28 protein-coding genes are annotated in these 20,906 nt (G+C 52.3%); 6 read left to right on the top strand and 22 right to left on the bottom strand.

Going from position 1 to position 20,906, the window contains the following annotated elements; all coding sequences use genetic code 11:
- The 3 genes from artQ to artJ all read left to right on the top strand — a co-directional run bounded on the left by artQ (position 1) and on the right by artJ (position 2,288).
- Positions 1–717 (top strand): arginine ABC transporter permease ArtQ, encoded by a 717-nt coding sequence (gene artQ / locus O9K67_RS16355; protein WP_061494638.1) that lies wholly within the window; start codon positions 1–3, stop codon positions 715–717.
- Positions 717–1,385, top strand: a complete 669-nt coding sequence (artM, locus tag O9K67_RS16360; RefSeq protein WP_061494637.1) for an arginine ABC transporter permease ArtM — start codon at positions 717–719, stop codon at positions 1,383–1,385. The genes artQ and artM overlap by 1 nt, the downstream gene beginning before the upstream one ends.
- Positions 1,386–1,556: 171 nt before the next feature.
- Positions 1,557–2,288, top strand: coding sequence for an arginine ABC transporter substrate-binding protein ArtJ (gene artJ, locus O9K67_RS16365; RefSeq protein ID WP_061494636.1), 732 nt, complete (start codon positions 1,557–1,559; stop codon positions 2,286–2,288).
- A 56-nt stretch (positions 2,289–2,344) separates the two neighbouring features.
- On the opposite strand, the gene O9K67_RS16370 is transcribed toward artJ, so the two are convergent.
- From O9K67_RS16370 to nfsA, 11 genes are all read right to left on the bottom strand, one after another.
- Positions 2,345–2,686 carry a HigA family addiction module antitoxin gene (locus O9K67_RS16370; RefSeq protein WP_061494635.1) on the bottom strand — a complete coding sequence of 114 codons (342 nt, stop codon included), beginning with the start codon at positions 2,684–2,686 and terminating at the stop codon, positions 2,345–2,347.
- A gap of 22 nt (positions 2,687–2,708) precedes the next feature.
- Complete coding sequence (locus tag O9K67_RS16375) at positions 2,709–3,011, bottom strand: type II toxin-antitoxin system RelE/ParE family toxin (protein ID WP_061494634.1); 303 nt, start codon at positions 3,009–3,011, stop codon at positions 2,709–2,711.
- A 70-nt stretch (positions 3,012–3,081) separates the two neighbouring features.
- A complete protein-coding gene (rlmC, locus tag O9K67_RS16380; protein WP_061494633.1) occupies positions 3,082–4,209 on the bottom strand; it encodes a 23S rRNA (uracil(747)-C(5))-methyltransferase RlmC in 1,128 nt (375 codons plus the stop codon).
- Positions 4,210–4,250: 41 nt separating this feature from the next.
- Positions 4,251–4,721, bottom strand: coding sequence for a YbjO family protein (locus O9K67_RS16385; RefSeq protein WP_061494632.1), 471 nt, complete (start codon positions 4,719–4,721; stop codon positions 4,251–4,253).
- Positions 4,722–4,795: 74 nt separating this feature from the next.
- Positions 4,796–5,641 carry a putrescine ABC transporter permease PotI gene (potI, locus tag O9K67_RS16390; protein ID WP_061494631.1) on the bottom strand — a complete coding sequence of 282 codons (846 nt, stop codon included), beginning with the start codon at positions 5,639–5,641 and terminating at the stop codon, positions 4,796–4,798.
- Positions 5,638–6,591 carry a putrescine ABC transporter permease PotH gene (gene potH / locus O9K67_RS16395; RefSeq protein ID WP_061494630.1) on the bottom strand — a complete coding sequence of 318 codons (954 nt, stop codon included), beginning with the start codon at positions 6,589–6,591 and terminating at the stop codon, positions 5,638–5,640. The genes potI and potH overlap by 4 nt, the downstream gene beginning before the upstream one ends.
- A 9-nt stretch (positions 6,592–6,600) precedes the next feature.
- On the bottom strand, positions 6,601–7,734 hold the full coding sequence (gene potG, locus O9K67_RS16400) for a putrescine ABC transporter ATP-binding subunit PotG (RefSeq protein ID WP_061494629.1): 1,134 nt from the start codon (positions 7,732–7,734) through the stop codon (positions 6,601–6,603).
- A 139-nt stretch (positions 7,735–7,873) separates the two neighbouring features.
- Positions 7,874–8,986, bottom strand: a complete 1,113-nt coding sequence (potF, locus tag O9K67_RS16405) for a spermidine/putrescine ABC transporter substrate-binding protein PotF (RefSeq protein WP_061494628.1) — start codon at positions 8,984–8,986, stop codon at positions 7,874–7,876.
- A 348-nt stretch (positions 8,987–9,334) separates the two neighbouring features.
- Complete coding sequence (locus O9K67_RS16410; protein ID WP_061494627.1) at positions 9,335–9,814, bottom strand: type III secretion system chaperone family protein; 480 nt, start codon at positions 9,812–9,814, stop codon at positions 9,335–9,337.
- Positions 9,815–9,901: 87 nt separating this feature from the next.
- Positions 9,902–10,804, bottom strand: a complete 903-nt coding sequence (gene rimK / locus O9K67_RS16415) for a 30S ribosomal protein S6--L-glutamate ligase (RefSeq protein ID WP_061494626.1) — start codon at positions 10,802–10,804, stop codon at positions 9,902–9,904.
- A gap of 72 nt (positions 10,805–10,876) precedes the next feature.
- Positions 10,877–11,599 (bottom strand): oxygen-insensitive NADPH nitroreductase, encoded by a 723-nt coding sequence (nfsA, locus tag O9K67_RS16420; RefSeq protein WP_061494625.1) that lies wholly within the window; start codon positions 11,597–11,599, stop codon positions 10,877–10,879.
- A 174-nt stretch (positions 11,600–11,773) separates the two neighbouring features.
- Between nfsA and O9K67_RS16425 the strand changes: the two genes are divergently transcribed.
- A complete protein-coding gene (locus O9K67_RS16425; protein WP_061494624.1) occupies positions 11,774–12,037 on the top strand; it encodes a GrxA family glutaredoxin in 264 nt (87 codons plus the stop codon).
- A gap of 34 nt (positions 12,038–12,071) precedes the next feature.
- Here O9K67_RS16425 and O9K67_RS16430 read toward each other — a convergent pair whose 3' ends face one another.
- Positions 12,072–12,449: an inner membrane protein YbjM gene (locus tag O9K67_RS16430; protein ID WP_061494623.1), complete on the bottom strand. Its 378-nt coding sequence runs from the start codon at positions 12,447–12,449 to the stop codon at positions 12,072–12,074.
- A 281-nt stretch (positions 12,450–12,730) separates the two neighbouring features.
- Here O9K67_RS16430 and O9K67_RS16435 point away from each other — a divergent pair, with 281 nt between their 5' ends.
- The gene (locus O9K67_RS16435) at positions 12,731–14,416 is read left to right on the top strand and encodes an aspartate:alanine antiporter (RefSeq protein WP_017456129.1); all 1,686 of its coding nucleotides are present in this window, start codon (positions 12,731–12,733) and stop codon (positions 14,414–14,416) included.
- 217 nt (positions 14,417–14,633) lie between these two features.
- On the opposite strand, the gene O9K67_RS16440 is transcribed toward O9K67_RS16435, so the two are convergent.
- The 9 genes from O9K67_RS16440 to O9K67_RS16475 form a co-directional block, all read right to left on the bottom strand.
- Complete coding sequence (locus O9K67_RS16440) at positions 14,634–15,002, bottom strand: STY0301 family protein (RefSeq protein WP_061499938.1); 369 nt, start codon at positions 15,000–15,002, stop codon at positions 14,634–14,636.
- A gap of 141 nt (positions 15,003–15,143) precedes the next feature.
- Positions 15,144–15,542, bottom strand: coding sequence for an STY0301 family protein (locus O9K67_RS24705; RefSeq protein ID WP_333780513.1), 399 nt, complete (start codon positions 15,540–15,542; stop codon positions 15,144–15,146).
- 97 nt (positions 15,543–15,639) lie between these two features.
- Complete coding sequence (locus tag O9K67_RS16445; RefSeq protein WP_333780527.1) at positions 15,640–16,116, bottom strand: STY0301 family protein; 477 nt, start codon at positions 16,114–16,116, stop codon at positions 15,640–15,642.
- Entirely contained in the window at positions 15,998–16,402 is a 405-nt protein-coding gene (locus O9K67_RS16450) for a BPSL0067 family protein (RefSeq protein ID WP_071889962.1), read from the bottom strand. The genes O9K67_RS16445 and O9K67_RS16450 overlap by 119 nt, the downstream gene beginning before the upstream one ends.
- Before the next feature lie 395 nt (positions 16,403–16,797).
- Complete coding sequence (locus tag O9K67_RS16455) at positions 16,798–17,148, bottom strand: DUF1304 domain-containing protein (RefSeq protein ID WP_061494622.1); 351 nt, start codon at positions 17,146–17,148, stop codon at positions 16,798–16,800.
- A 149-nt stretch (positions 17,149–17,297) separates the two neighbouring features.
- Positions 17,298–18,326, bottom strand: coding sequence for an alpha/beta hydrolase (locus O9K67_RS16460; RefSeq protein ID WP_061494621.1), 1,029 nt, complete (start codon positions 18,324–18,326; stop codon positions 17,298–17,300).
- 159 nt (positions 18,327–18,485) lie between these two features.
- Positions 18,486–18,944 carry a hypothetical protein gene (locus tag O9K67_RS16465; RefSeq protein WP_061494620.1) on the bottom strand — a complete coding sequence of 153 codons (459 nt, stop codon included), beginning with the start codon at positions 18,942–18,944 and terminating at the stop codon, positions 18,486–18,488.
- A gap of 95 nt (positions 18,945–19,039) precedes the next feature.
- Complete coding sequence (locus O9K67_RS16470) at positions 19,040–19,516, bottom strand: hypothetical protein (RefSeq protein ID WP_061494619.1); 477 nt, start codon at positions 19,514–19,516, stop codon at positions 19,040–19,042.
- On the bottom strand, positions 19,513–19,938 hold the full coding sequence (locus O9K67_RS16475) for a type VI secretion system amidase effector protein Tae4 (protein ID WP_071889960.1): 426 nt from the start codon (positions 19,936–19,938) through the stop codon (positions 19,513–19,515). Before O9K67_RS16475 ends, O9K67_RS16470 begins: the two co-directional genes overlap by 4 nt.
- Positions 19,939–20,118: 180 nt before the next feature.
- Here O9K67_RS16475 and O9K67_RS16480 point away from each other — a divergent pair, with 180 nt between their 5' ends.
- Positions 20,119–20,337 carry a DUF7661 family protein gene (locus O9K67_RS16480; protein WP_061494618.1) on the top strand — a complete coding sequence of 73 codons (219 nt, stop codon included), beginning with the start codon at positions 20,119–20,121 and terminating at the stop codon, positions 20,335–20,337.
- Positions 20,338–20,360: 23 nt separating this feature from the next.
- Here O9K67_RS16480 and O9K67_RS16485 read toward each other — a convergent pair whose 3' ends face one another.
- Positions 20,361–20,903, bottom strand: coding sequence for a TetR/AcrR family transcriptional regulator (locus O9K67_RS16485; protein WP_061494617.1), 543 nt, complete (start codon positions 20,901–20,903; stop codon positions 20,361–20,363).
- Positions 20,904–20,906 lie beyond the last annotated feature (3 nt).

A 20,906-nucleotide genomic window follows, 5' to 3' on the forward strand; every position in this document is an offset into this window, starting at 1 on the left:
ATGAACGAAATGTTTCCATTAGCAAGCGCCGCCGGGATGACCGTCGGCCTTGCCGTTTGCGCACTGATCATTGGCCTGGTCCTGGCAATGATCTTTGCGGTATGGGAGTCCGTTAAGTGGCGCCCTATTGCCTGGATCGGCACTGCATGGGTCACCATTTTGCGTGGGCTGCCGGAAATCCTGGTGGTTCTGTTTATCTATTTCGGATCGTCACAGCTGCTGTTACTGCTCTCTGATGGGTTTTCCATCAACCTGGGCGTGGTGCAGATCCCGGTGCAGTTCCAGATTGAAAACTTCGATGTCAGCCCGTTCCTGTGCGGTGTGATTGCGCTCTCTTTACTCTATGCGGCTTACGCCTCACAAACTCTGCGTGGCGCGTTGAAGGCCGTTCCGGATGGTCAACGAGAATCCGGCCAGGCGCTGGGCTTGTCGAAAGCGGCGATTTTCTTCCGCCTGGTAATGCCGCAAATGTGGCGTCATGCGCTACCGGGTTTGGGCAATCAGTGGCTGGTACTGTTAAAAGATACCGCGCTGGTGTCATTGATCAGCGTGAATGACCTGATGCTGCAAACCAAAAGCATTGCCACTCGTACTCAGGAGCCGTTTACCTGGTACATTGTGGCGGCGGCGATTTACCTGGTGATCACCCTGCTCAGCCAGTGGATCCTCAAACGCATTGACCTGCGCGCAACGCGTTTTGAACGGAGACCAAACTGATGCTGGACTTTTTACCCGAGCTGCTCAAAGGCCTGCATACCAGCCTGACGCTGACTGTTGCCTCGCTGATTGTGGCACTCATTTTGTCGCTGCTGTTTACCATTGTGCTGACGCTGAAAACGCCGGTGCTGACGCAAATCGTGCGCGCGTATATTACGCTGTTTACCGGTACGCCGCTGCTGGTGCAAATCTTCCTGATTTACTACGGGCCGGGTCAGTTCCCGACGTTGCAGGAATACCCGTTTATCTGGCATCTGCTGTCGCAGCCGTGGCTTTGTGCGCTGCTGGCACTGTCGTTGAACAGCGCAGCCTACACTACGCAACTCTTTTACGGGGCAATTCGCGCAATCCCGGATGGTCAGTGGCAGTCCTGCCATGCGCTGGGGATGAGCAAGAAAGACACGCTGGCAATTTTGCTGCCGTATGCGTTTAAACGTGCGCTTTCGTCTTACTCAAACGAAGTGGTACTGGTGTTCAAGAGCACCTCGCTGGCGTACACCATCACGCTGATGGAAGTGATGGGCCATGGGCAGTTGCTGTATGGCCGTACTTACGATGTGATGGTATTTGGTGCGGCCGGGCTGATTTATCTGGTGGTTAACGGCTTGTTGACCCTGATGATGCGCCTGATTGAACGTAAAGCGCTGGCTTTTGAACGTCGCAACTGATTGCATAAATAATAAACACAAGGCGGGTAACCTGTTTATTACCCGCCTTTTTTATTTTCACGATAAAAATATTTAAGCATTTTTATTGCATACAAATTCAATTAGTGGCATGGTTAGCTCCATGCCTCAGACACGGCAACAACAATAAGATTGACAGACAGGAGTTCCATAATGAAAAAACTGATGCTGGCCGCCCTTCTCGCGACTTTCGCCGCAGGTGCCTCTGCTGCTGACAAAATTAACTTCGGCGTTTCCGCCACCTATCCGCCGTTCGAATCTCTGGATGCGAATAACAAGATCGTCGGTTTTGACATCGACCTGGCCAATGCCCTGTGCAAACAAATGCAGGCGGATTGCACATTTACCAACCACGCTTTCGATAGCCTGATCCCGGCGCTGAAGTTTAAAAAATATGACGCCGTGATCTCCGGTATGGATATTACGCCTGAGCGTAGCAAGCAGGTCTCGTTTACCGAACCGTACTACGCCAACTCTGCGGTGGTGATTGCGAAGAAAGATGCGTTCAAATCCTTTGACGATCTGAAAGGCAAACGTATCGGCATGGAAAATGGCACCACGCACCAGAAATATCTGCAGGATAAACACCCGGAAGTGAAAACCGTCGCTTACGACAGCTATCAGAATGCAATTATCGACCTGAAAAACGGTCGTCTGGATGGCGTGTTTGGTGATACAGCAGTGGTGAATGAGTGGCTGAAAACGAACCCACAACTGGGTGTCGCCACACCGAAAGTGACCGATGCGCAATACTTTGGTACTGGCCTCGGTATCGCAGTGCGCCCGGATAACCAGGCGCTGCTGGAAAAACTGAATGCCGCACTGAAAGCGATTAAAGCCGACGGCACCTATCAGAAAATCAGCGATCAGTGGTTCCCGCAGTAATCGTTGCAACGCCCGGTGGTGCTGCGTTTACCAGGCACAGAAAAGAAAAAAGTCGCTTACGCGACTTTTTTTGTTCCTGCTTCACGCCGGGCGATAAATTCAGCGGCGGGTTCAATGCGGCTCAGCTCTTCCTGCACCCGCGTATCATTCTCTACATCCCATAAATCCACCGCAGCCTGGAGATTAATCCAGAAGTCAACAGACGTATCAAAGACTCTGGCAAGACGAAACGCCATGTCCGTCGTCAGGCGACGATTGTTGTTAACCAGTGCACTCACAGAATTACGATGTACATGCAGCATCTCAGCCAGCTCGTTAATCCTGAGATCCAGCGGCTCCAGATATTCGTACAGCAGAATGTCCCCCACTGTGGTTGGTTTTCGGCTGGCCGGTTTCATGTTAACTCCTCAACATAATGGCTTAATAAATGTGCGGATCCAGATACAGATCTTCCGCTTTTCCGTTAACCCATTTGAAAATCAAACGATATTGCTTATTCACTCTTATTGAGGAATAACCATGCAATTTGCCCGACAACTCTTCATAACGGTTGCCGGGGGGCGAGCGCAAATCGCGATGAGATGTCGCTGCATTAATGATGTCCAGTTTTCGGGACAACACGGTATGAATGTCCACCGGAATTTTACGATGCTGCGCCGTGTGGTGGAAAAATGCCTCAAGCCATGGATCCCGAAAACAGGCAATACTTATTTTCTTTGGCATTGCATTGCAGCCTCCTTGCCGCGTTTATGCCAACGATAGTAGTGCACTGTCACACAGTGCACAAGTGCATTTATTGTTTAACCAGCAGCGTCAGCACTTCGTAATGCGCGGTGTGCGGGAACATATCAAACAGTTGCACACGTTCAATGCGGTAGCCAGGCAACAGGCGGATATCTTTCGCCATGGTGCTGGCATTACAGCTGGAATAGATAATGTAAGGTGGTGCCATCCGGCTAAGATAATCACACAGCGCTACGCCAATCCCCCGTCGCGGCGGGTTAACCAGCACCAGATCCGGCACATCACCCTGCCCAGTGGCAAACTGCGTGGAATCCAGTGCCTGAAAATGCAGGTTTTGCAGCCCTAAGACTTGCGCGGACTGTGTCGCGCAGGCTATCGCCTCTGGTGCAATTTCGATCCCGGTCAGGCGCATGTCGGGCGTTGCACAGTGCAGACCAAAACCGCCGACGCCGCAGAACAGATCCCACATATGCGCCACTGGCAACGCCCGTACCCAATCCCGTGCGGTCGCATAAAGGCTACTGGCGACCGTCGGGTTGGTCTGAAAGAAACTCTGCGGGCGGATCCACAACGGTACACCATTAAAATTTTCCGCCAGTGCCTGTTGTTCAGTGAGGAAAAACTCCGTCTCCCCTTCCATGATGGCCATGTGTACCGGCTGAATATTGGCGGAGACCACCCTGAGTTGCGGTAACTGCGCCAGCAATTCAGGCAGCGCTGTACGCAGTTGCGCGAGCTTCGCTTCCGAGCGCAAGACAAAACGCAGCATCATACCGCCATCCAGCTGGCTTTCGGTGATCAGCAAATACTTCAACTCGCCGCGTTTGCGCGCCACATTGTACGGCGTTAACCCTGCACGGGCGATAAAGGGTTTCAGCGCAGCGAAAACCGATAAAAACGAGGCAGGATAGAGCGGGCAAGCGGTCAGATCTTCCGGCGTGCCGTCACGGTGCAACATACCGAGCAACGGTTTTTCTACACTCCCGCTTACCACCATTTTAGCTTTATTGCGAAACCCCTGCTCCGGGCCGCTGACTGGCGAGTCCCAACGCGCCACGGGCAACCCCTCCAGTAAATGCCGGAGATCGTCCATTTTGGCGGTGAGTTGCGTTGCCAGCGGTTGTTCGATCCACTGACAGGATCGACAACGCCCGGCGTCGTAGAGAGCGCACTGCATAGTAAAGCCTTTCTTTTTGCGGGGCCGGGATTGTACCACCGTTATTGCAGGCGGAAAAAGCGTCGGCTTGGCGTGGGGACAAACAGCAGAAACAACACCAGAAAATCAGGCAGTTTTTGCATCATCAGCGAGCGGAAAATCTCCCGGCGCGACTCCCCGGCAATGCTGAAAAGTTCGGGATAACCGTAACCCAGCGAGGCCGCCCATAAATAGCCGGTCGCGATGATTTGCGTGCCGAGATAGAGCCAGCGCGCCCAGTTGCGCCCTTTCACCACGGAAAAGGCGCAGAGGATTTCGATAAACACCAGCACCAGACTGCCAAGAAAAATCAGTGTCAGGCTCCAGGTCTGCGCGCTGCGCTGCACAAAATCCAGCATCCCACGCACCCCAAGCACATTTATCACCATTAGCACATCAACGCAGCGAATGAGAATAATGGCGATCGCCGCCACCTGCACCAACGCAGGCACATTCAATTTCGCATGATGAGTGCTCTTCTTGAAAAATCCCAATTCGCTGTTTTCCCTGTGAAAAAATGCCGCGACAGGCGCGGCATCAGCAACACAATTTCCCGATTCTAATGAGTTCAGCTTTGTCTTGCACGCTGGATGTCACGGATACGCTGTTTTTCCGCCCGGGCCATTAAATACCAGGCGATAAAACCAACAATGCCTACCACACCGAGGATCAGCGTCGCCAGCGCGTTGATTTCAGGATTTACGCCCATACGCACGCTGGAGAACACCAGCATTGGCAGCGTGGTTGCCCCCGGCCCGGAAACAAAGCTGGCAATCACCAGATCATCCAGCGACAGGGTAAACGCCAGCAGCCAACCGGAGACAATCGCTGGCATGATCATCGGCAGCGTGATGACGAAGAAGACTTTCAGTGGCGTGGCGCCTAAATCCATAGCCGCTTCTTCAATGGAGCGATCCAGTTCACGCAGACGCGAGGAGATCACCACCGCCACATAGGCAGTACAGAAGGTGACATGCGCCAGCCAGATGGTCAGCATACCGCGGTCCGCAGGCCAGCCAATGGCATGGCCCAGCGCAACAAACAGTAGCAGCAACGACAAACCAGTGATCACATCCGGCATCACCAACGGCGCGGTGATCATAAACGCAAAGCCGTTTGAACCCCGGAAGCGCCCAAAACGCACCATCACCACAGCGGCAATGGTACCAAGGATAGCGGCCATCGTCGCCGCACAGGCCGCAATGGTCAGGCTTAGCCCCACCGCGCTCATCATGGCATCATCATGGAACAGCTCACCATACCAGCGGGTTGACCAGCCCGCCCATACCGTCACCAGCTTCGAGCTGTTAAATGAATAGATGACCAGCATCAGCATCGGCGCATAGAGAAACGTAAACCCAAGCACGAGGATCAGAATGCGCCAGGGAGATCGCACTACCGGTAAGTTGTTCATGCGTTGTCCCCCGCCTGTTTCTGCTGATGTTTGTGGAACCACATGATCGGCACAATCAACAGCAGCAGCATGATCACCGCCACCGCCGAGGCTACCGGCCAGTCACGGTTATTAAAGAACTCCTGCCACAATACGCGGCCAATCATGATGCTGTCTGGCCCGCCGAGCAGTTCCGGGATCACGAACTCACCTACCGCCGGAATAAACACCAGCATCGACCCGGCGATAATCCCGCCTTTGGTGAGCGGCACGATCACGCTGAAGAAGGTTTTCAGCGGACGCGCGCCCAAATCCAGCGAAGCTTCCACCAGTGAGTAGTCGATACGCGTCAGCGCGGTATAAATCGGCAGCACCATAAACGGCAGGTAGGCATAGACAATCCCGATATAGACCGCGAGGTTGGTATGCAGAATAGTCAGTGGCTGATCGATAACCCCGAGCCACATCAGGAAGTTATTCAGCACGCCATTACTTTTCAGGATCCCCATCCATGCATAAACACGGATCAGGAACGAGGTCCACGACGGCAGGATCACCAGCAGCAGCAATATGTTACGCGTGGAGGGTTTACTGTGCGCCACCGCCCAGGCCAACGGATAGCCGAGTAGCAGACAGCAAATCGTTGAGATCGCGGCAACCTGAAGCGACTGAAGATATGCTTCAACGTAAAGCGGATCATCTGTCAATTGCAGGAAGTTACCCAGATTCAGCGTAAGGGTTAACTGCCCGTCCGCCCATTCAATCAGATCGGTGTAGGGCGGGATCTGCCTTGCCATCTCAGCAAGACTGATTTTGAAGACAATCAAAAACGGCAGCAGAAACAGCAGAATCAACCAGATATAAGGCAGCGCAATGACCAGTTTGCGCCCGTGGCGCATCTGCATGCGCGCCAGCCACAGTGTAAAACCGCCCGGTTTTTCGACGCGGGTCGGCGGCTCCAGTGTACTCATCATCGCTCCTTAAACCGTCAGAACCACACAACTATCGGCGTCCCAGCAGAGACGAACTTCATCTCCCCAGGTTGGCGCGCCTTTACGGTAGCGATGCGCGTTCTGCAACTGGGCGCTGATCATCTGCCCGCTTTGCAAACGCACGTGATAAATCGACAGATCGCCGAGATAGGCAATGTGCACCACTTCGCCCACCGCAAAGTTGTAACCATCGGCTGGCGGATCTTCGCAGAGCATGATTTTTTCCGGACGTAGCGCCACATACACCGGCACGTTATCCACCACCGAGGCGTCCGGATCGACTTTCAGCGGATGCATTAGCCCCGGCGAGTCAATCACCAGCCCATCTTCCTGGCGATCTTTCAGCAACCCTTCGAAGACGTTCACCGAACCGATAAACTCGGCGCTATAACGGGTGGTCGGGTGCTCGTAAATCTCTTCCGGCTCGCCAATCTGCACGAACTTGCCGCGATTCATGATGGCGATACGCCCGGCCATGGTCATCGCCTCTTCCTGGTCATGGGTCACCATCACGCAGGTCACGCCGACGCGCTCAAGGATATCCACCACTTCCAGTTGCATACGGTCGCGCAGCTTTTTATCCAGCGCGCCCATCGGTTCATCCAGCAGCAGCAATTTGGGGCGCTTCGCCAGACTACGGGCCAGCGCCACACGCTGACGCTGGCCGCCGGAAAGCTGATGCGGCTTACGTTTGGCAAACTCGCTCATGTGCACCAGGCTCAGCATCTCAGCCACCCGGCTGGCGATTTCAGCCTTCGGCAGCTTGTCCTGTTTCAGGCCAAAAGCGATGTTCTGCTCCACCGTCATATGCGGGAATAACGCATAGGACTGAAACATCATATTAATGGGGCGCAGATACGGCGGCACGTGCGCCAGATCGACGCCATCGAGCATAATTTGCCCCTGAGTGGGCTGTTCAAAACCAGCGAGCATACGCAGCAGCGTCGACTTGCCGCAGCCGGACGCGCCGAGCAAGGCAAAAATCTCGCCTTTATAAATGGTCAGGCTGACATCATCAACGGCGTGCTGGCCATCGAAGGATTTGGTCAGATTGCGGATTTCCAGCAGCGGCGTCAGATCCTTGCGGCTCTTCGCCTGTGGGCGGGGGATAGCGTCATTCACTCAAGTGCTCTCCGGCAAAAACATCAACCCGTTTCAACAGGTTGTCGTACAAATGACTGGACAGAGGCCAAACGCCTCTGTCCATTTGTGGGGCAGATGCACCGCCCCGGTGCAGCATTTCACTCGTCAGGTGACTGAATTATTTGCCACTTTTCACTTTCGTCCAGGCGCGGGTTCTTACGCGGTCGATTTTCGGATCCTGGACTTTCAGCGTAAACAGTTTGGCGAACACATCCGGCGGCGGGAAGATAGCCGGGTTGTTACGCACTTCCGGGCTGATCAATGGCACGGACGCTTTGTTACCGTTCGCGTAGAAGACATGATCGCTGACATGGGCGATCACATCCGGGCGCATCAGGTAGTTGAGGAACTGGTAAGCCTCATCTTTATTTTTCGCATCCGCCGGCATGGCGAAGACGTCAAAGAACGCCAGCGCGCCCTCTTTCGGAATAGTGTAAGTCACATTCACGCCGTTCTTCGCTTCTTTTGCACGATTAGCCGCCTGCCACACATCCCCTGCCCAGCCGATAGCCACACAGATGTCGCCGTTCGCCAGATCGTTGATGTACTGAGAAGAGTGGAAGTAACGAATATTCGGGCGCAGTTTCAACAACAGCTCGGTTGCCGGGCCGGTGTAATCGTCAGCTTTGCTGCTGTTCGGATCTTTGCCAAGGTAGTTCAGTACGGTGGCGAAGATCTCTTCCGGGGCATCGAGGAAAGAGACACCGCAGCTTTTCAGTTTTTCCAGGTTCTCCGGTTTCAGCACCAGATCCCAGCTATCCAGCGGCACATCTTTGCCCAGTGCAGCTTTGACTTTATCCACGTTGTAGCCGATACCGGTGGTGGCCCACAGGTATGGAATAGCGTATTTATTATCCGGATCGTGTTTAGCGACCATTTTCAGGATATCCGGATCGAGATTTTTCCAGTTCGGCAGTTTGCTCTTATCCAGCGGCTGGAACACACCCGCTGCAAGCTGACGTTCGAGGAAACTGGCAGAAGGCACGACCAGGTCGAAGCCAGTGCTGCCCGCCATCAGTTTGCCTTCCAGCACTTCGTTGGAGTCAAACACGTCGTAAACGACTTTAATGCCGGTTTCTTTTTCAAAATTCGCGACGGTGTCCGGCGCAATATAATCAGACCAGTTATAAACATGCAGCGTCTTTTGCTCGGCTGCGAGCGTGCTGGCAGAGACAGCCATCAACGCACCCGCAACAAGACCCGATACCCATTTTTTGCTCAAGGCGGTCATATCTCATTCCTTCTGGAAAGTCCGTTAACATACGAACTAAGTGTACGCATTTAAGATATGCAAGAATCATGCATATTTTGTCACTCTGCACAGCCTCGGAGGAGAATACTCTTCCGGCAGACACCGCATGCTGTTTTAAGCACCGCAAGAATAACTGTAGCCAGGGTTTGAGGCTATAGGTCAGATTAAAAAACGCCTTTTATCAATTTTTTATGCAGGATCTGTCTATGTGATAAGCCGGAACGGGAGGAATAGCGGTGAAAAATTCTTTATGAAAAGGTTAATTGCAGAATAAAAACATTTATTATGCAGCCGCTCTGGCAGCGACTGCGCTAATGTCACGGCGAGTCAGTGAAGAAAATTGTGCGACTCTTCAACAACAGTCACATCTTCTTCGCCTGGTGAGAACAGCAGCTGATGTGCGTTAGCTTCCATGATCACCATCGAAATCTGCTCTTCGCTCTGGCGCACAAACCAGGCAAACTGTTCAAAGGTGACACCCGGTCCGACGCTCAATGACTGGCACACCACCAGCTTGGGCAGGTTATCGTCCTGAATATCCAGGAAGGCTTTCACCGTGAGGGAACTGGCATTGATGGCGGAGAGATCCGCAGAGAGCGCCAGCAAAGCAGAAGGCTTAACCTCAGCCATGGCGGTGAACAGCAGGATGTCATTAACCAGATCGACTTTCGCATCGAATACGCCGTCAAAATTTTGCATATGCGGCAGATGCAGTGCCTGGCAGTTATCACACTCAAAAAAGGTGATGCCCAGCTCGTCGAGCCAGTGACGAAGCGTGTCCAGACCAGGGACGACGAGTGAATCCATATGTGCAGTGCTCTCTTACTGTAAAAAATTGCCCATAGCTTACGCAAAAAGTGCTGAACGTACCATTGATAGCGCAGAAAAATCGCCTCAGCCGCCCGTTTTCAGGCAAAAACCGGGGGTTGCCTGCCGTTCAATCCACTGGATCATACGCCCGGCGATATCAATACCCGTCGCTTTTTCGATACCTTCAAGGCCTGGCGACGCATTCACTTCCATTACCAGCGGGCCACGGTTGGCGCGCAAAATATCGACGCCCGCCACATCCAGCCCAAGAGTTTGCGCCGCTGCCAGTGCAATCTCACGCTCACGCGGCGTGATATTTGCTACCGTCGCAACCCCGCCACGATGCAGGTTTGAGCGGAAATCGCCCTCTTTCGCCCGGCGTTCAATCGCGGCCACCACCTCATTGCCCACCACCAGGCAGCGGACATCGCAACCTTTCGCTTCCTGAATGTACTCCTGCACAAGGATGTGCGCATTAAGCCCACGAAAAGCATCGATCACGCTTTCCGCTGCCTGGCGGGTTTCCGCCAGCACTACACCAATACCCTGCGTGCCCTCCACCAGTTTCACCACCAGTGGCGCACCGCCGACCATATTGATCAAATCACTGGTATCGTCGGGCGAATGGGCGATGCCGGTAAGCGGCAGATCGATTCCCTGGCGGGCAAGTAACTGCAACGAGCGCAGCTTGTCCCTGGCGCGGGTAATGGCGACGGATTCATTCAGCGGATAGCTGCCCAGTATTTCAAACTGGCGCAGCGCAGCAGTACCGTAGAAGGTAATGGCCGAACCAATACGCGGGATCACCGCGTCGAAATGCGGCAACTGGCGACCTTTATAGTGAATCGACGACGCCGCAGGGCTGATATTCATATAACAGGACAGCGGATCGAGGATCTCGACCAGATGACCGCGATGCATCGCCGCTTCACGCAGACGTTTACATGAATAAAGCGTTCCATCCCGGGATAATATGGCAATTTTCACCCTGCACCTCGCAACAAAGACCGGTAAAAGCCCGCGTATGATACACGCAGCAACGAGCAGGATGAACGGGTATTAGCGTGTCGCCCATCCCTGTTTATGCAAATAGTCGAGAATAAATGGACGGCTTTCTTTAATAATCGTGCGGCGGATATGGTCGCTCCACGTGTCCCTGCGCGTGTTGCTGCCGCGCGTCAGATAGTAGTGGGCAATCTCTTCGTCATACTGCGCCAGCACCGCTTTATCCAGCGGCTGGTAATGGTTTTCATGCACCACAAGTTGCGCAGGCAGACGCGGCTTCTGCCCCGGATCGTCCGCAGGCCAGCCCAGGCATAAACCAAACAGCGGCAGAACGTGTTTCGGTACCTGTAACAGTTCTCCCACCGCTTCGATGCTGTTACGAATGCCGCCGATATACACCCCACCAAGCCCAAGGGACTCCGCCGCTGTAAAGGCGTTTTGCGCCATCAGCGCCGTGTCCACAACGCCCAATAACAGTTGCTCCGCGAGACCTGGGTTCGCTTCCGGGCAGATCTGAAAGTTACGGTTAAAATCCGCACAGAACACCCAAAACTCCGCCGCCTGCGCCACATGCTGTTGCCCGCCGGTTAAGGTCACCAGTTGCGCGCGCAGAGCGGGATCGGTGATCCGAATAATGGTGCTGCATTGCAAAAAACTGGAGCTGGATGTGGCCTGTGCGCTGGCAATGATCGCCTCACGCTGCGCCGCCGTAATCGGTTCATCTTTAAAGTGGCGAATGGAACGATGCGCGCACAGCAAGTCAATGGTTGGTGTCATTATAAATTCCCCGGATAAACAAGACCTCCAGTATAGGACAGCTAAGCGGGGGGTGTATTACCGCGGATTGCGCTGAAAGGTTGTAAAGATTAATGCAACAGGCAGAACCTGCTTTTCATAAGGCGCGGTTATGGTCAAGATAACCCGCAGAAACCTTAAAATTTGGGAGAGAGTATGTTTGCTGTAATTTTTGGTCGCCCCGGCTGCCCATACTGCGTACGCGCAAAAGAACTGGCAGAAAAACTGACTCAAGAGCGGGATGACTTTAACTATCGCTATGTCGACATCCACGCGGAAGGGATTACGAAAGCGGATCTGGAAAAAACCGTGGGTAAACCGGTTGAAACGGTGCCACAGATTTTCCTCGATCAACAGCACGTTGGTGGTTTTACAGATTTTGAAGCCTACGCAAAAGCCAACCTTGGCCTGTTTGCCTGAAAACAGACACAACGCCCTCCATCGCGAGGGCGTTTTACTTTCTGCCCTGCCGGTAATGCCGCACCAGGCTGCGCATAAAGACGCAACATAACCCGCCAATCCCGCACCAGAACACCGCGCTGAACAGCCAGGCAACAACCTGCCAAAACGGGCGTGCAGGTGTCAGCAGAAGGTAAGTCAGGAGATAACAAACCGGTGCAGCCAGGACTGCGCCCAGCAGTGGCCACATGACATGGCGGCGATGCGTAACATGGCAACTCACTACACCAGGCAGCATAAAAAGCAATAACCCCAATTCAGGATGCGCAGAGGTATGCAACGCGCCCTTCATCTTTATAACCAAATAAAGGCAAACCGCAATAAAAAGGACAAAGCAGCAAATAATGCCTTTCCAACGTTGTTTGTTCTTCAAACAATCCTCCTGACGTCTTCTCTATCGCACTTCCCATTCGTTCAAAAGAACGTCCGGACTGATAAAGCATGGCGGCAATCCTTGCCCACGAAGTACCCGAGCGAATACACGATTCTCACTAGCCGTTGTTATCTAATACGATTAAACTAGCGGCCAGATTTTGTTTTGTGAGGAAGTTCTGGTGTGACACTGCTTTTTTCTTACGCCAGTGCATGAACAAAACACTAGCTTAAATAACCATTTCTTTCAACAGCTTACAAGTAAACAAGAAGTTAGCCTCCGTGAATATAAACGTCGCAGATTTGTTAAACGGGAATTACATACTGTTATTGTTTGTCGTACTGGCTCTCGGGTTATGCCTCGGTAAATTACGTTTGGGTTCAGTTCAACTCGGTAATTCCATTGGCGTTTTAGTGGTTTCGTTATTATTGGGTCAGCAACATTTCAGCATTAACACCGATGCCCTGAACCTGGGCTTTATGCTGTTTATTTTTTGCGTGGGTGTTGAAGCCGGTCCCAACTTTTTTTCCATTTTTTTTCGCGATGGCAAGAATTACCTGATGCTGGCGCTGGTATTAGTCGGTAGCGCGCTGTTGATCGCTTTAGGGCTGGGGAAATTATTCGGCTGGGATATCGGTCTGACTGCCGGGATGCTGGCCGGTTCGATGACCTCAACGCCAGTGCTGGTGGGTGCGGGCGATACGCTACGCCATTCCGGCATGGAGAGCGGGCAACTTTCCAGCGCGCTGGATAACCTCAGCCTGGGTTATGCCCTTACCTATCTGATTGGCCTGGTCAGTCTGATCTTCGGCGCGCGTTATTTGCCAAAGTTGCAACATCAGGATTTGCAGACCAGCGCCCAGCAAATCGCCCGTGAGCGCGGGCTGGACACCGACGCGCACCGCAAAGTCTACCTGCCTGTGATCCGCGCTTACCGCGTTGGTCCGGAACTGGTGGCCTGGGCTGATGGCAAGAACCTGCGTGAACTGGGGATCTATCGCCAGACCGGTTGCTATATCGAGCGGATTCGCCGTAATGGCATTCTCGCCAGCCCGGACGGCGACGCCGTTCTGCAAATGGGCGACGAGATTTCGCTGGTGGGCTATCCGGATGCGCATGCGCGCCTCGACCCGAGTTTCCGTAACGGTAAAGAGGTGTTCGATCGCGACCTGCTGGATATGCGCATCGTCACGGAAGAAGTGGTGGTAAAAAACCACAATGTGGTGGGCCGCCGTCTTGCACAGTTAAAACTGACTGACCACGGTTGCTTCCTGAACCGCGTGATCCGCAGCCAGATTGAAATGCCGATCGATGACAATATCGTGCTCAACAAGGGCGATGTATTGCAGGTCAGCGGCGATGCGCGACGCGTGAAAACTATCGCGGATCGCATCGGGTTTATCTCTATTCACAGCCAGGTAACCGACCTGCTCGCCTTCTGCGCCTTCTTTATTGTTGGCCTGATGATCGGCATGATCACCTTCCAGTTCAGCTCCTTCAGCTTTGGCGTGGGCAACGCCGCAGGTCTGCTGTTCGCCGGTATCATGCTCGGCTTCCTGCGCGCCAACCACCCTACCTTCGGTTATATCCCGCAGGGCGCACTGATGATGGTGAAGGAGTTTGGTCTGATGGTGTTTATGGCCGGGGTCGGTTTGAGCGCCGGTAGCGGAATTGGCAACGGGCTTGGCGCGGTCGGCGGTCAGATGCTGATTGCCGGTTTGATTGTCAGCCTTGTGCCGGTGTTGATCTGCTTCCTGTTTGGCGCTTACGTGCTGAAGATGAACCGCGCCCTGCTGTTCGGCGCCATGATGGGTGCTCGCACCTGCGCACCGGCAATGGAGATTATCAGCGACACCGCGCGCAGCAACATTCCGGCGCTGGGCTATGCGGGGACTTACGCTATCGCCAACGTGTTACTGACGTTAGCAGGGACACTGATCATCATTATCTGGCCGGGTCTCGGATAAGTCCGAAGCTGAGAAATATTTCGGTGATACGCAGAACTTTTTTCCGGGATGTCAGTCATAACTAGTGCCACTGCTTTTCTTTGATGTCCCCATTTTGTGGAGCCCATCAACCCCGCCATTTAGGTTCAAGGTTGATGGGTTTTTTGTTGCCTGAGAACAACCGACACCCGTTGTCATGGCGGCAAAATGGCAGTACATCAGGCATGCTCAGTTAATGTTATTCGCAAGCAGCATAAAACTGTTTTTTGTTGTCCCCAAACCATGCCGTGCATTTTTTCGCCGACGCCGGGATTTTCAATGTCGTTGTTTTATCTGTCCCCTTGTACCGACAAAGAAGGTACATAGCCGTGTGCTGTGCCTTCACATTTTCCTGAGAGGGTTTTAGCGTCCAGACCATGTTGTCGTCTGTATCAGGCATTAAGTCGACCCGTTTTTCTGGCTCACCTTCAAAAACGCTGACCTTGTTCATTCGATATATTTTTCCGCCGTCCTTTAAGACCTCAGGACAGGTTGTTTTTTCAGCGTATACGACTGTAGAAAATAGCGAGATAGCAGCGACTAAACGTCGTGTCTTACTCCACAACATAATCATTTTCTCCAGCACTTTTAGATCGCATCCGTACAGCGTTTCGTTGCATCCGTTTTAACTCTCATTGCGTATGAAAATGGAGGCAAGGAATGACTCCGTTATCCAGGGCGCTAAAAAGGCTGCTGATTGCAAAAATTTCTATTCACAATCACCGTGATCGTGATTGTTAGCACTCTCAAACCACACTGTGCATTTTTTCGCGGTCACTGGGACTCTTACCGTAATGGTCTTGTCCGTTCCTTTATAATGGCAAACGAGAAACATAGAAGTATTGTGCGCTTTTGCATAATCCTGTGAGTCCTGAAGTGTCCATACCATCTCGTCATCGGTATCAGGTAACAAAGATGCGCGTTCGGACGGGGGGCCCACAAAAACATCGGCGTAATACATTCTGTAATTTTTAGCATTAATGGTTAAAACATCAGGGCAACTTACTTTTTCTGCAAACACAGACCCCGAGAAAAGCATAATAGCGCCACTTAACAGTACTGCTCTATTCCACAACATTCCCGTTTTCTCCAGCGCGTTAAGCCCCATTTTTTGAACGACATTTATCGTTCCAGAATTTACGGAGAGAGCGAGGAAAGTTGCCCTCGGTAATCATCCTGCCGGGGCATGTATTGCTAATAAGGTATTATTCGCAAGAGGCTGCATATTTCCCGTTGCTAAACCATGCTGAGCATTTTTTTGCAGTAACGGGCACTTGCAATGTGACTGTTTTATCCGTCCCTTTATAACGGCAAACCAGATAGAGAGGCATGTTCATCTCTTTTGCATAGTCCTGATAATCTTTCAGCGTCCATACCATATCGTCCAGAGTATCGGGCATCAACCTACCCTGTTTTACCGGCAACCCCTGGAAAAGATCCACTTCACTCATAGTGTATGACTTATTGTTGATTTCCAGCGATTCCGGGCATGTTGTTTTTACAGTAGATGCAGCCATCACAAAAGGTGTAAAAAGCAACATACCAACGCTTAATATCAGTGGCTTACTCAACGACATAATAATTCGCTCCATTATTCTCAGCGCGAGTTGCGTGCCGGAAAAAAATTGTGCGTGGGCTAACAGGTGAAGGAACTGGAATACGTGCTCCCGTCTTATTGTCAAAGCCATGCCCTACCCACTGATCCAATACCTGTATACCGGTTGAGTCTTGTCCCATATATATGGCCGCGTGAGAGCGTCCATCCGAATGGTTGCCATACTGCCCATTATCATCAAACGTCGCTATCGCTGTTCCCGGAGCGATATTCATATTCCCTTTCACCAGAGCACCGCGCTTCCAGTTTGCAGTGCGAGGCATATTGGCTGCTTTTTGTGTAAACGCCACACACTGACCGCTACCAACTGATTGCCCAATATATGCTCGTGGTGTTGCTGCTATGTACGCCATTCCCTGCTGATCTCCATAAGGTTTATCGGGTGATATTGTGTGGCACACTGAAAGATAAGCAAGCAGGAAATGAAGACGTTTTATTGATTAAGATAATTCTTAGAAAGCATTTTTACTTAGCGTAAATCAATGACATATATCCCTACCTTTTCTGGCAGGGTATACGTTGTGGTGATATTTTCCCAACCCGTCTGGTGTTGATATCGCCATGAAAATTGATGGAGTCATGCGACCCGGTGCCCGTTTTTTTCTTCTACAAAGGTGCCGGTTCTCCTCGGGTCATCGCATTTAAAAAAAGCGCTCTCCCTCGACGAAACCGAAATGAAAAATTACTACGAAAAAACCTGGCCGCACGCATTCCGTGAAAGGGGCTAATTAACCAGCCCATTTGTTACTTAACGGGCCAGCAGTGCAATCAGCGCAAGCAGCGCCGGAAGCGCCTGCACATAGAGTATTTTACGGCTGGCTGTCACCGCACCGAAAATCCCGGCAACCAGCACGCAGAGCAGGAAAAAGAAGAGAACCTGAACGCCGCTGGCACCCAGCCATAATCCCCACAGTAGCCCTGCTGCCAGAAAGCCATTGTAGAGCCCCTGGTTCGCGGCAAGTACGCGGGTCTCGCGGGCAAAATCGGCACTGAGATTAAATGCCTTACGACCTGTTTTCGTATCCCATAAAAACATTTCGAGAACAAGAATATAGAGATGTATAACAGCAACGACAGCGACAAGAATATTGGCTAACACGGGACATCCTGTTGAATGGGAACACGTGATGTGGAGTATAGATAATTACGCCAGGCATAACCCGTTCAGAGATAATGAATACCTCACGAAAGCGAAAAAAGAGAGGTAAAAGCAACCGCTCATCCGGTTGCTTTAGTGTGCACAACGTGTCAGAGATTACCGTTTTTACCGGCGGCGGTGTTATTCCCCTTTATCGGCGCACCTAAGGTCTGTTTAAACCACGTCACAACCGTGTCAATCACTGCGGGCTGGAACCAGCTAATATCGCCGTGCTCTGCCCCGTCAACGAGGATGTATTTCACCTTATCGTTTTTATCTTTCAGCGCGTTATAAAGCTGCGCGCTCTGGCGTGGCGACACTAACGTATCGGCGCTGCCATGCATAATCAGGAATGGCGGTTCGTGGCCGCTAATATGCCCCATCGGGCTCGCATTCAACGCTTTTTGTTTGTCGCTGTCGATGGTCGCGCCGGGGAAATGACGGAATGCCGCGCCATTCACCAACAGGGCTTCGGTCACCGCCGGGGAGCGATGCACCTGCTGAATATTTTCCGGGAACCCTTCGCCGATATTCAGCAAGTTTGAAATGCCATATAACGTCGCGACCGACTGTACCGTTGACGGTTGCTCCATGTTATCGCCTTTATCAAATACCTTCTCTGCGTTGGTGACACCCAACATCTGCGCCATCCAGCCGCCGGCCGAATCACCCAGCACGCCGATGCGTTCCGGGTCGATGTTGTACTCGTTGGCATGCGCGCGCAGGTAACGCACTGCGGCTTTACCATCTTCCACCGGCGCAGGGAAAGTATTCGGCACCACGCGGTATTCCGCCGCAGCGACCACAAATCCCGCTTGCGCCAGTGCCAGCCGCATTTCAATAAACTTGTCATAATCTGCGCTGGTGAACCCTCCGCCCGGGAAATAGACCACGGCAGGCTTCAGATCGCCGGTACGGGGCACCAACAGCGACATTTTTAACTGGCGAATCGCACGCACATCGCGGATTTGGGAATAAACCACATTACTGATTAAATCCACCTGCCCGCGTGATTTTTCGACCTTAATCACCTCCGCGCCTGGGGTATTGCCTGGCAACGCCTGCATGGCTGAAAATGCTGAACCTGAGATGCCTGCCATCAGCAGCAAACCCGCCATATTGAATCGTCCTCGCCTCATTGAGATCTCCATTCTGTTTGTCGCCTGAAAAGCCAGTGGCTTACGCAATGTTTGTCAGCAGGGAGAGTACTCTGGCTCTTTTTTTAGCGTCAAACCCAATAACTGAATGAAATTCATCTAAATTTTGAATGCGTCCCGCCCAGTGTGCGCAGGCTCACATTAAAACGGCAGGCGGAACCAGATAGCCCACAGGACATAAACCCCACCCACAAGAAAAAACAGCCGATAGCCCCAGACGATGGCAGGCTCCTGCCGAAGGTAGAATTTCAGCGGGTTACGGTGCAGGTTGGCTGCGTTATAGGTTTTATGGAAATGGGTCATCTGCTGTGCGCCTTTGCCAGTCAGGGCGATCATAAAGCTCGACATCACAATCAACACCAGCGCCATATAGCATTTCAGCACCAGCGCAATGCCTTCACGCAGCCACAGACTATCCTCATGGCGCAATATCACCACACCGCGTTTTTTTAGCTCAATGGCGGCAATACTCAGCACCAGGTGCACTACAATCAGCAAACCAAAATGCTTTGCATTGGTACTAAAGGGATTTTTTAAAGTAATACCAAAGATCCAGGCGAAAAACGCCGCCGATGACAACATCCACATGATGATATTCACGATCGTTCCCTGCTCGCTTTTTTCTCTTTTTTACGCCGCTCACGAAGCGCGCATCAGAAAAGGGCCTTTCGGCCCTTGTTCATGCAATTCTGCCATTACTGGCTCAGAAAGCGGAAATTTTTCTCATCCGTCCCTTTGTCTTTGCACAACAGCATTCGGTTAAGCGACTTAGTGCTCAGGCGAAAATCTTTCCCGCTAAACAGCAGCCCCTGGCCCTGTGTTCCACATTGCATCGTGGCGGAGACATTCCAGGTTTTCAGCTCATCCGCCGACAACGGGTTACCCAGAATAATAAACGCCGCCTTAATATGCTGTTTTGGATAAGCATAATGCAGGGGTTCCGCTTCTCCACGGCGCAAAAAATAGCAAGGCGGCGTCAAATCCAGCGCGTGCGTCTGTTTTGCTTTCCCCTGGGAAGCAATCTCCAACTGGCATTTACCCTGTGCCTGCCCTAACGCCAGTTCATGGCCCTGCCAGGCAAAGCTGTCCGTCGCGGCAGGCTCTGCATAACTCAGGTTGCTCACCAACAACAGCGCCGCCGCGCCACAGGCGTAATGGATCATCTTCGTCATAGCAACTCCCAAAACCAGACCTCTTTCCCTAAGGCAAAATAATCAGGACTTCCGCCTTTCATTAACATCTTACTGCCATCCCAGACATCAATATGATCGGTTGATCCCCAACCATCCTGAATGAACACGATCCCTTTTTTACCGGCATAGTCCGACTGGGTAACGGATTTTTTCTTCACCGCTTTCCCTACCAGATCATGTCGTCCCAGTAACCAGGTGGCAAGTTCCTGCGCGCGCAGCACATGTTTAGGGTTATGACCAAACCCCGGATAACATTTTGCGCCATGATAAATGCTGAGGTTAACGCCCGACTTCTCCAGCGCAACGCCCATTCTGATGGCGCACTGGTTGACGAAAGAGCTGTCACAGGGGCTTTCCGGATAGGGATGGTTATCCCAGAGTTGGCTGAACGATAGCATCATAGTTGTCCTTGTATTGCGGTTCCCGGAGGGTTAATACACCATGCTGTTGATCATTTTTGCTCCCAAAGAATAGGCGGCATCGCCAAAACTGGCGAGATTTTATTCACCAGCAAAATTGATTTTCGTGACAATTCTCTATGTTATAAGCAGGTTAACCGACAGCGGAGGAAAAATAAGACAATGCTGATTTATAACGTTTTTGGCCGTTATCTGGGGGTAAAACGCGTGGCGGAAAGCTGGCAGGTGTTCCGGGTAGACCGGAATGAAGGCAAGCACTCCCGACTGTATAACATCATCATTCCTGATGAATTAAGCGAAGCGGAAATCCCCGGCTGGCTGGGGGATATTTTCCATGAAGCAGCCAGCGAGCAACATCCCGATGTCACCCGCGTTGAATAAAGCCCGCCGGAGAAGAAGCCGTCTCACAAACCGGCAATGCGCCCGATCATTGAACGGATCTGCTGCCGGCTCAGGGGCGCGCGGTCAATCACAAAGTGCAACGTCATGCCTTCGATAAACGCATCCAGCACGCGGGCGGTGACCGGATCGAACCAGTGCTCCAGCGTAGTCTGGCTGGCGCGCATCCAGTTTTGCATCACGCTTTTTAGCGCCGGCTGGCGGTTCATAAACGCATAGAGTTGGTACATCAGTTCCATATTGCGCGCGGTGGTCACCTGCGCGCCATAGATTAATTCGGTCACCGCATCACAGGCCTGCGCCGGGCTGTCGACACCCGCGAAAAATGCCTGATACTGCGCAGACATCTGCTGTGTAAAGCGGGTGAACGCCTCCTCAAGCAGCGCATCGATACCGGCGAAGTAATAGGTCATCGAACCCAGCGGAACGTCCGCACAGCTGGCAATTTTCCGGTGCGTGACGGCCTGAATACCGTGTTCGGCAATCGTCTCCAGCGTCGCATCAAGAATGCGTTCACGCCGCTGTGGATCATTGGGTCGTCGGGCCATAAG

The sequence above is a fragment of the Kosakonia oryzendophytica genome, from assembly GCF_027886705.1.
Classification (GTDB): domain Bacteria; phylum Pseudomonadota; class Gammaproteobacteria; order Enterobacterales; family Enterobacteriaceae; genus Kosakonia; species Kosakonia oryzendophytica.

Bases quoted from the DNA above. Each gene is read 5' to 3' on its own strand.
- artQ (WP_061494638.1), top strand. From the start codon at position 1: ATGAACGAAATGTTTCCATTAGCAAGCGCCGCCGGGATGACCGTCGGC.
- artM (WP_061494637.1), top strand. From the start codon at position 717: ATGCTGGACTTTTTACCCGAGCTGCTCAAAGGCCTGCATACCAGCCTG.
- artJ (WP_061494636.1), top strand. From the start codon at position 1,557: ATGAAAAAACTGATGCTGGCCGCCCTTCTCGCGACTTTCGCCGCAGGT.
- O9K67_RS16370 (WP_061494635.1), bottom strand. From the start codon at position 2,686: ATGAAACCGGCCAGCCGAAAACCAACCACAGTGGGGGACATTCTGCTG.
- O9K67_RS16375 (WP_061494634.1), bottom strand. From the start codon at position 3,011: ATGCCAAAGAAAATAAGTATTGCCTGTTTTCGGGATCCATGGCTTGAG.
- rlmC (WP_061494633.1), bottom strand. From the start codon at position 4,209: ATGCAGTGCGCTCTCTACGACGCCGGGCGTTGTCGATCCTGTCAGTGG.
- potI (WP_061494631.1), bottom strand. From the start codon at position 5,641: ATGAACAACTTACCGGTAGTGCGATCTCCCTGGCGCATTCTGATCCTC.
- potH (WP_061494630.1), bottom strand. From the start codon at position 6,591: ATGAGTACACTGGAGCCGCCGACCCGCGTCGAAAAACCGGGCGGTTTT.
- potF (WP_061494628.1), bottom strand. From the start codon at position 8,986: ATGACCGCCTTGAGCAAAAAATGGGTATCGGGTCTTGTTGCGGGTGCG.
- O9K67_RS16410 (WP_061494627.1), bottom strand. From the start codon at position 9,814: ATGGATTCACTCGTCGTCCCTGGTCTGGACACGCTTCGTCACTGGCTC.
- nfsA (WP_061494625.1), bottom strand. From the start codon at position 11,599: ATGACACCAACCATTGACTTGCTGTGCGCGCATCGTTCCATTCGCCAC.
- O9K67_RS16425 (WP_061494624.1), top strand. From the start codon at position 11,774: ATGTTTGCTGTAATTTTTGGTCGCCCCGGCTGCCCATACTGCGTACGC.
- O9K67_RS16440 (WP_061499938.1), bottom strand. From the start codon at position 15,002: ATGTTGTGGAGTAAGACACGACGTTTAGTCGCTGCTATCTCGCTATTT.
- O9K67_RS24705 (WP_333780513.1), bottom strand. From the start codon at position 15,542: ATGGGGCTTAACGCGCTGGAGAAAACGGGAATGTTGTGGAATAGAGCA.
- O9K67_RS16450 (WP_071889962.1), bottom strand. From the start codon at position 16,402: ATGGCGTACATAGCAGCAACACCACGAGCATATATTGGGCAATCAGTT.
- O9K67_RS16460 (WP_061494621.1), bottom strand. From the start codon at position 18,326: ATGAGGCGAGGACGATTCAATATGGCGGGTTTGCTGCTGATGGCAGGC.
- O9K67_RS16470 (WP_061494619.1), bottom strand. From the start codon at position 19,516: ATGACGAAGATGATCCATTACGCCTGTGGCGCGGCGGCGCTGTTGTTG.
- O9K67_RS16475 (WP_071889960.1), bottom strand. From the start codon at position 19,938: ATGATGCTATCGTTCAGCCAACTCTGGGATAACCATCCCTATCCGGAA.
- O9K67_RS16480 (WP_061494618.1), top strand. From the start codon at position 20,119: ATGCTGATTTATAACGTTTTTGGCCGTTATCTGGGGGTAAAACGCGTG.
- O9K67_RS16485 (WP_061494617.1), bottom strand. From the start codon at position 20,903: ATGGCCCGACGACCCAATGATCCACAGCGGCGTGAACGCATTCTTGAT.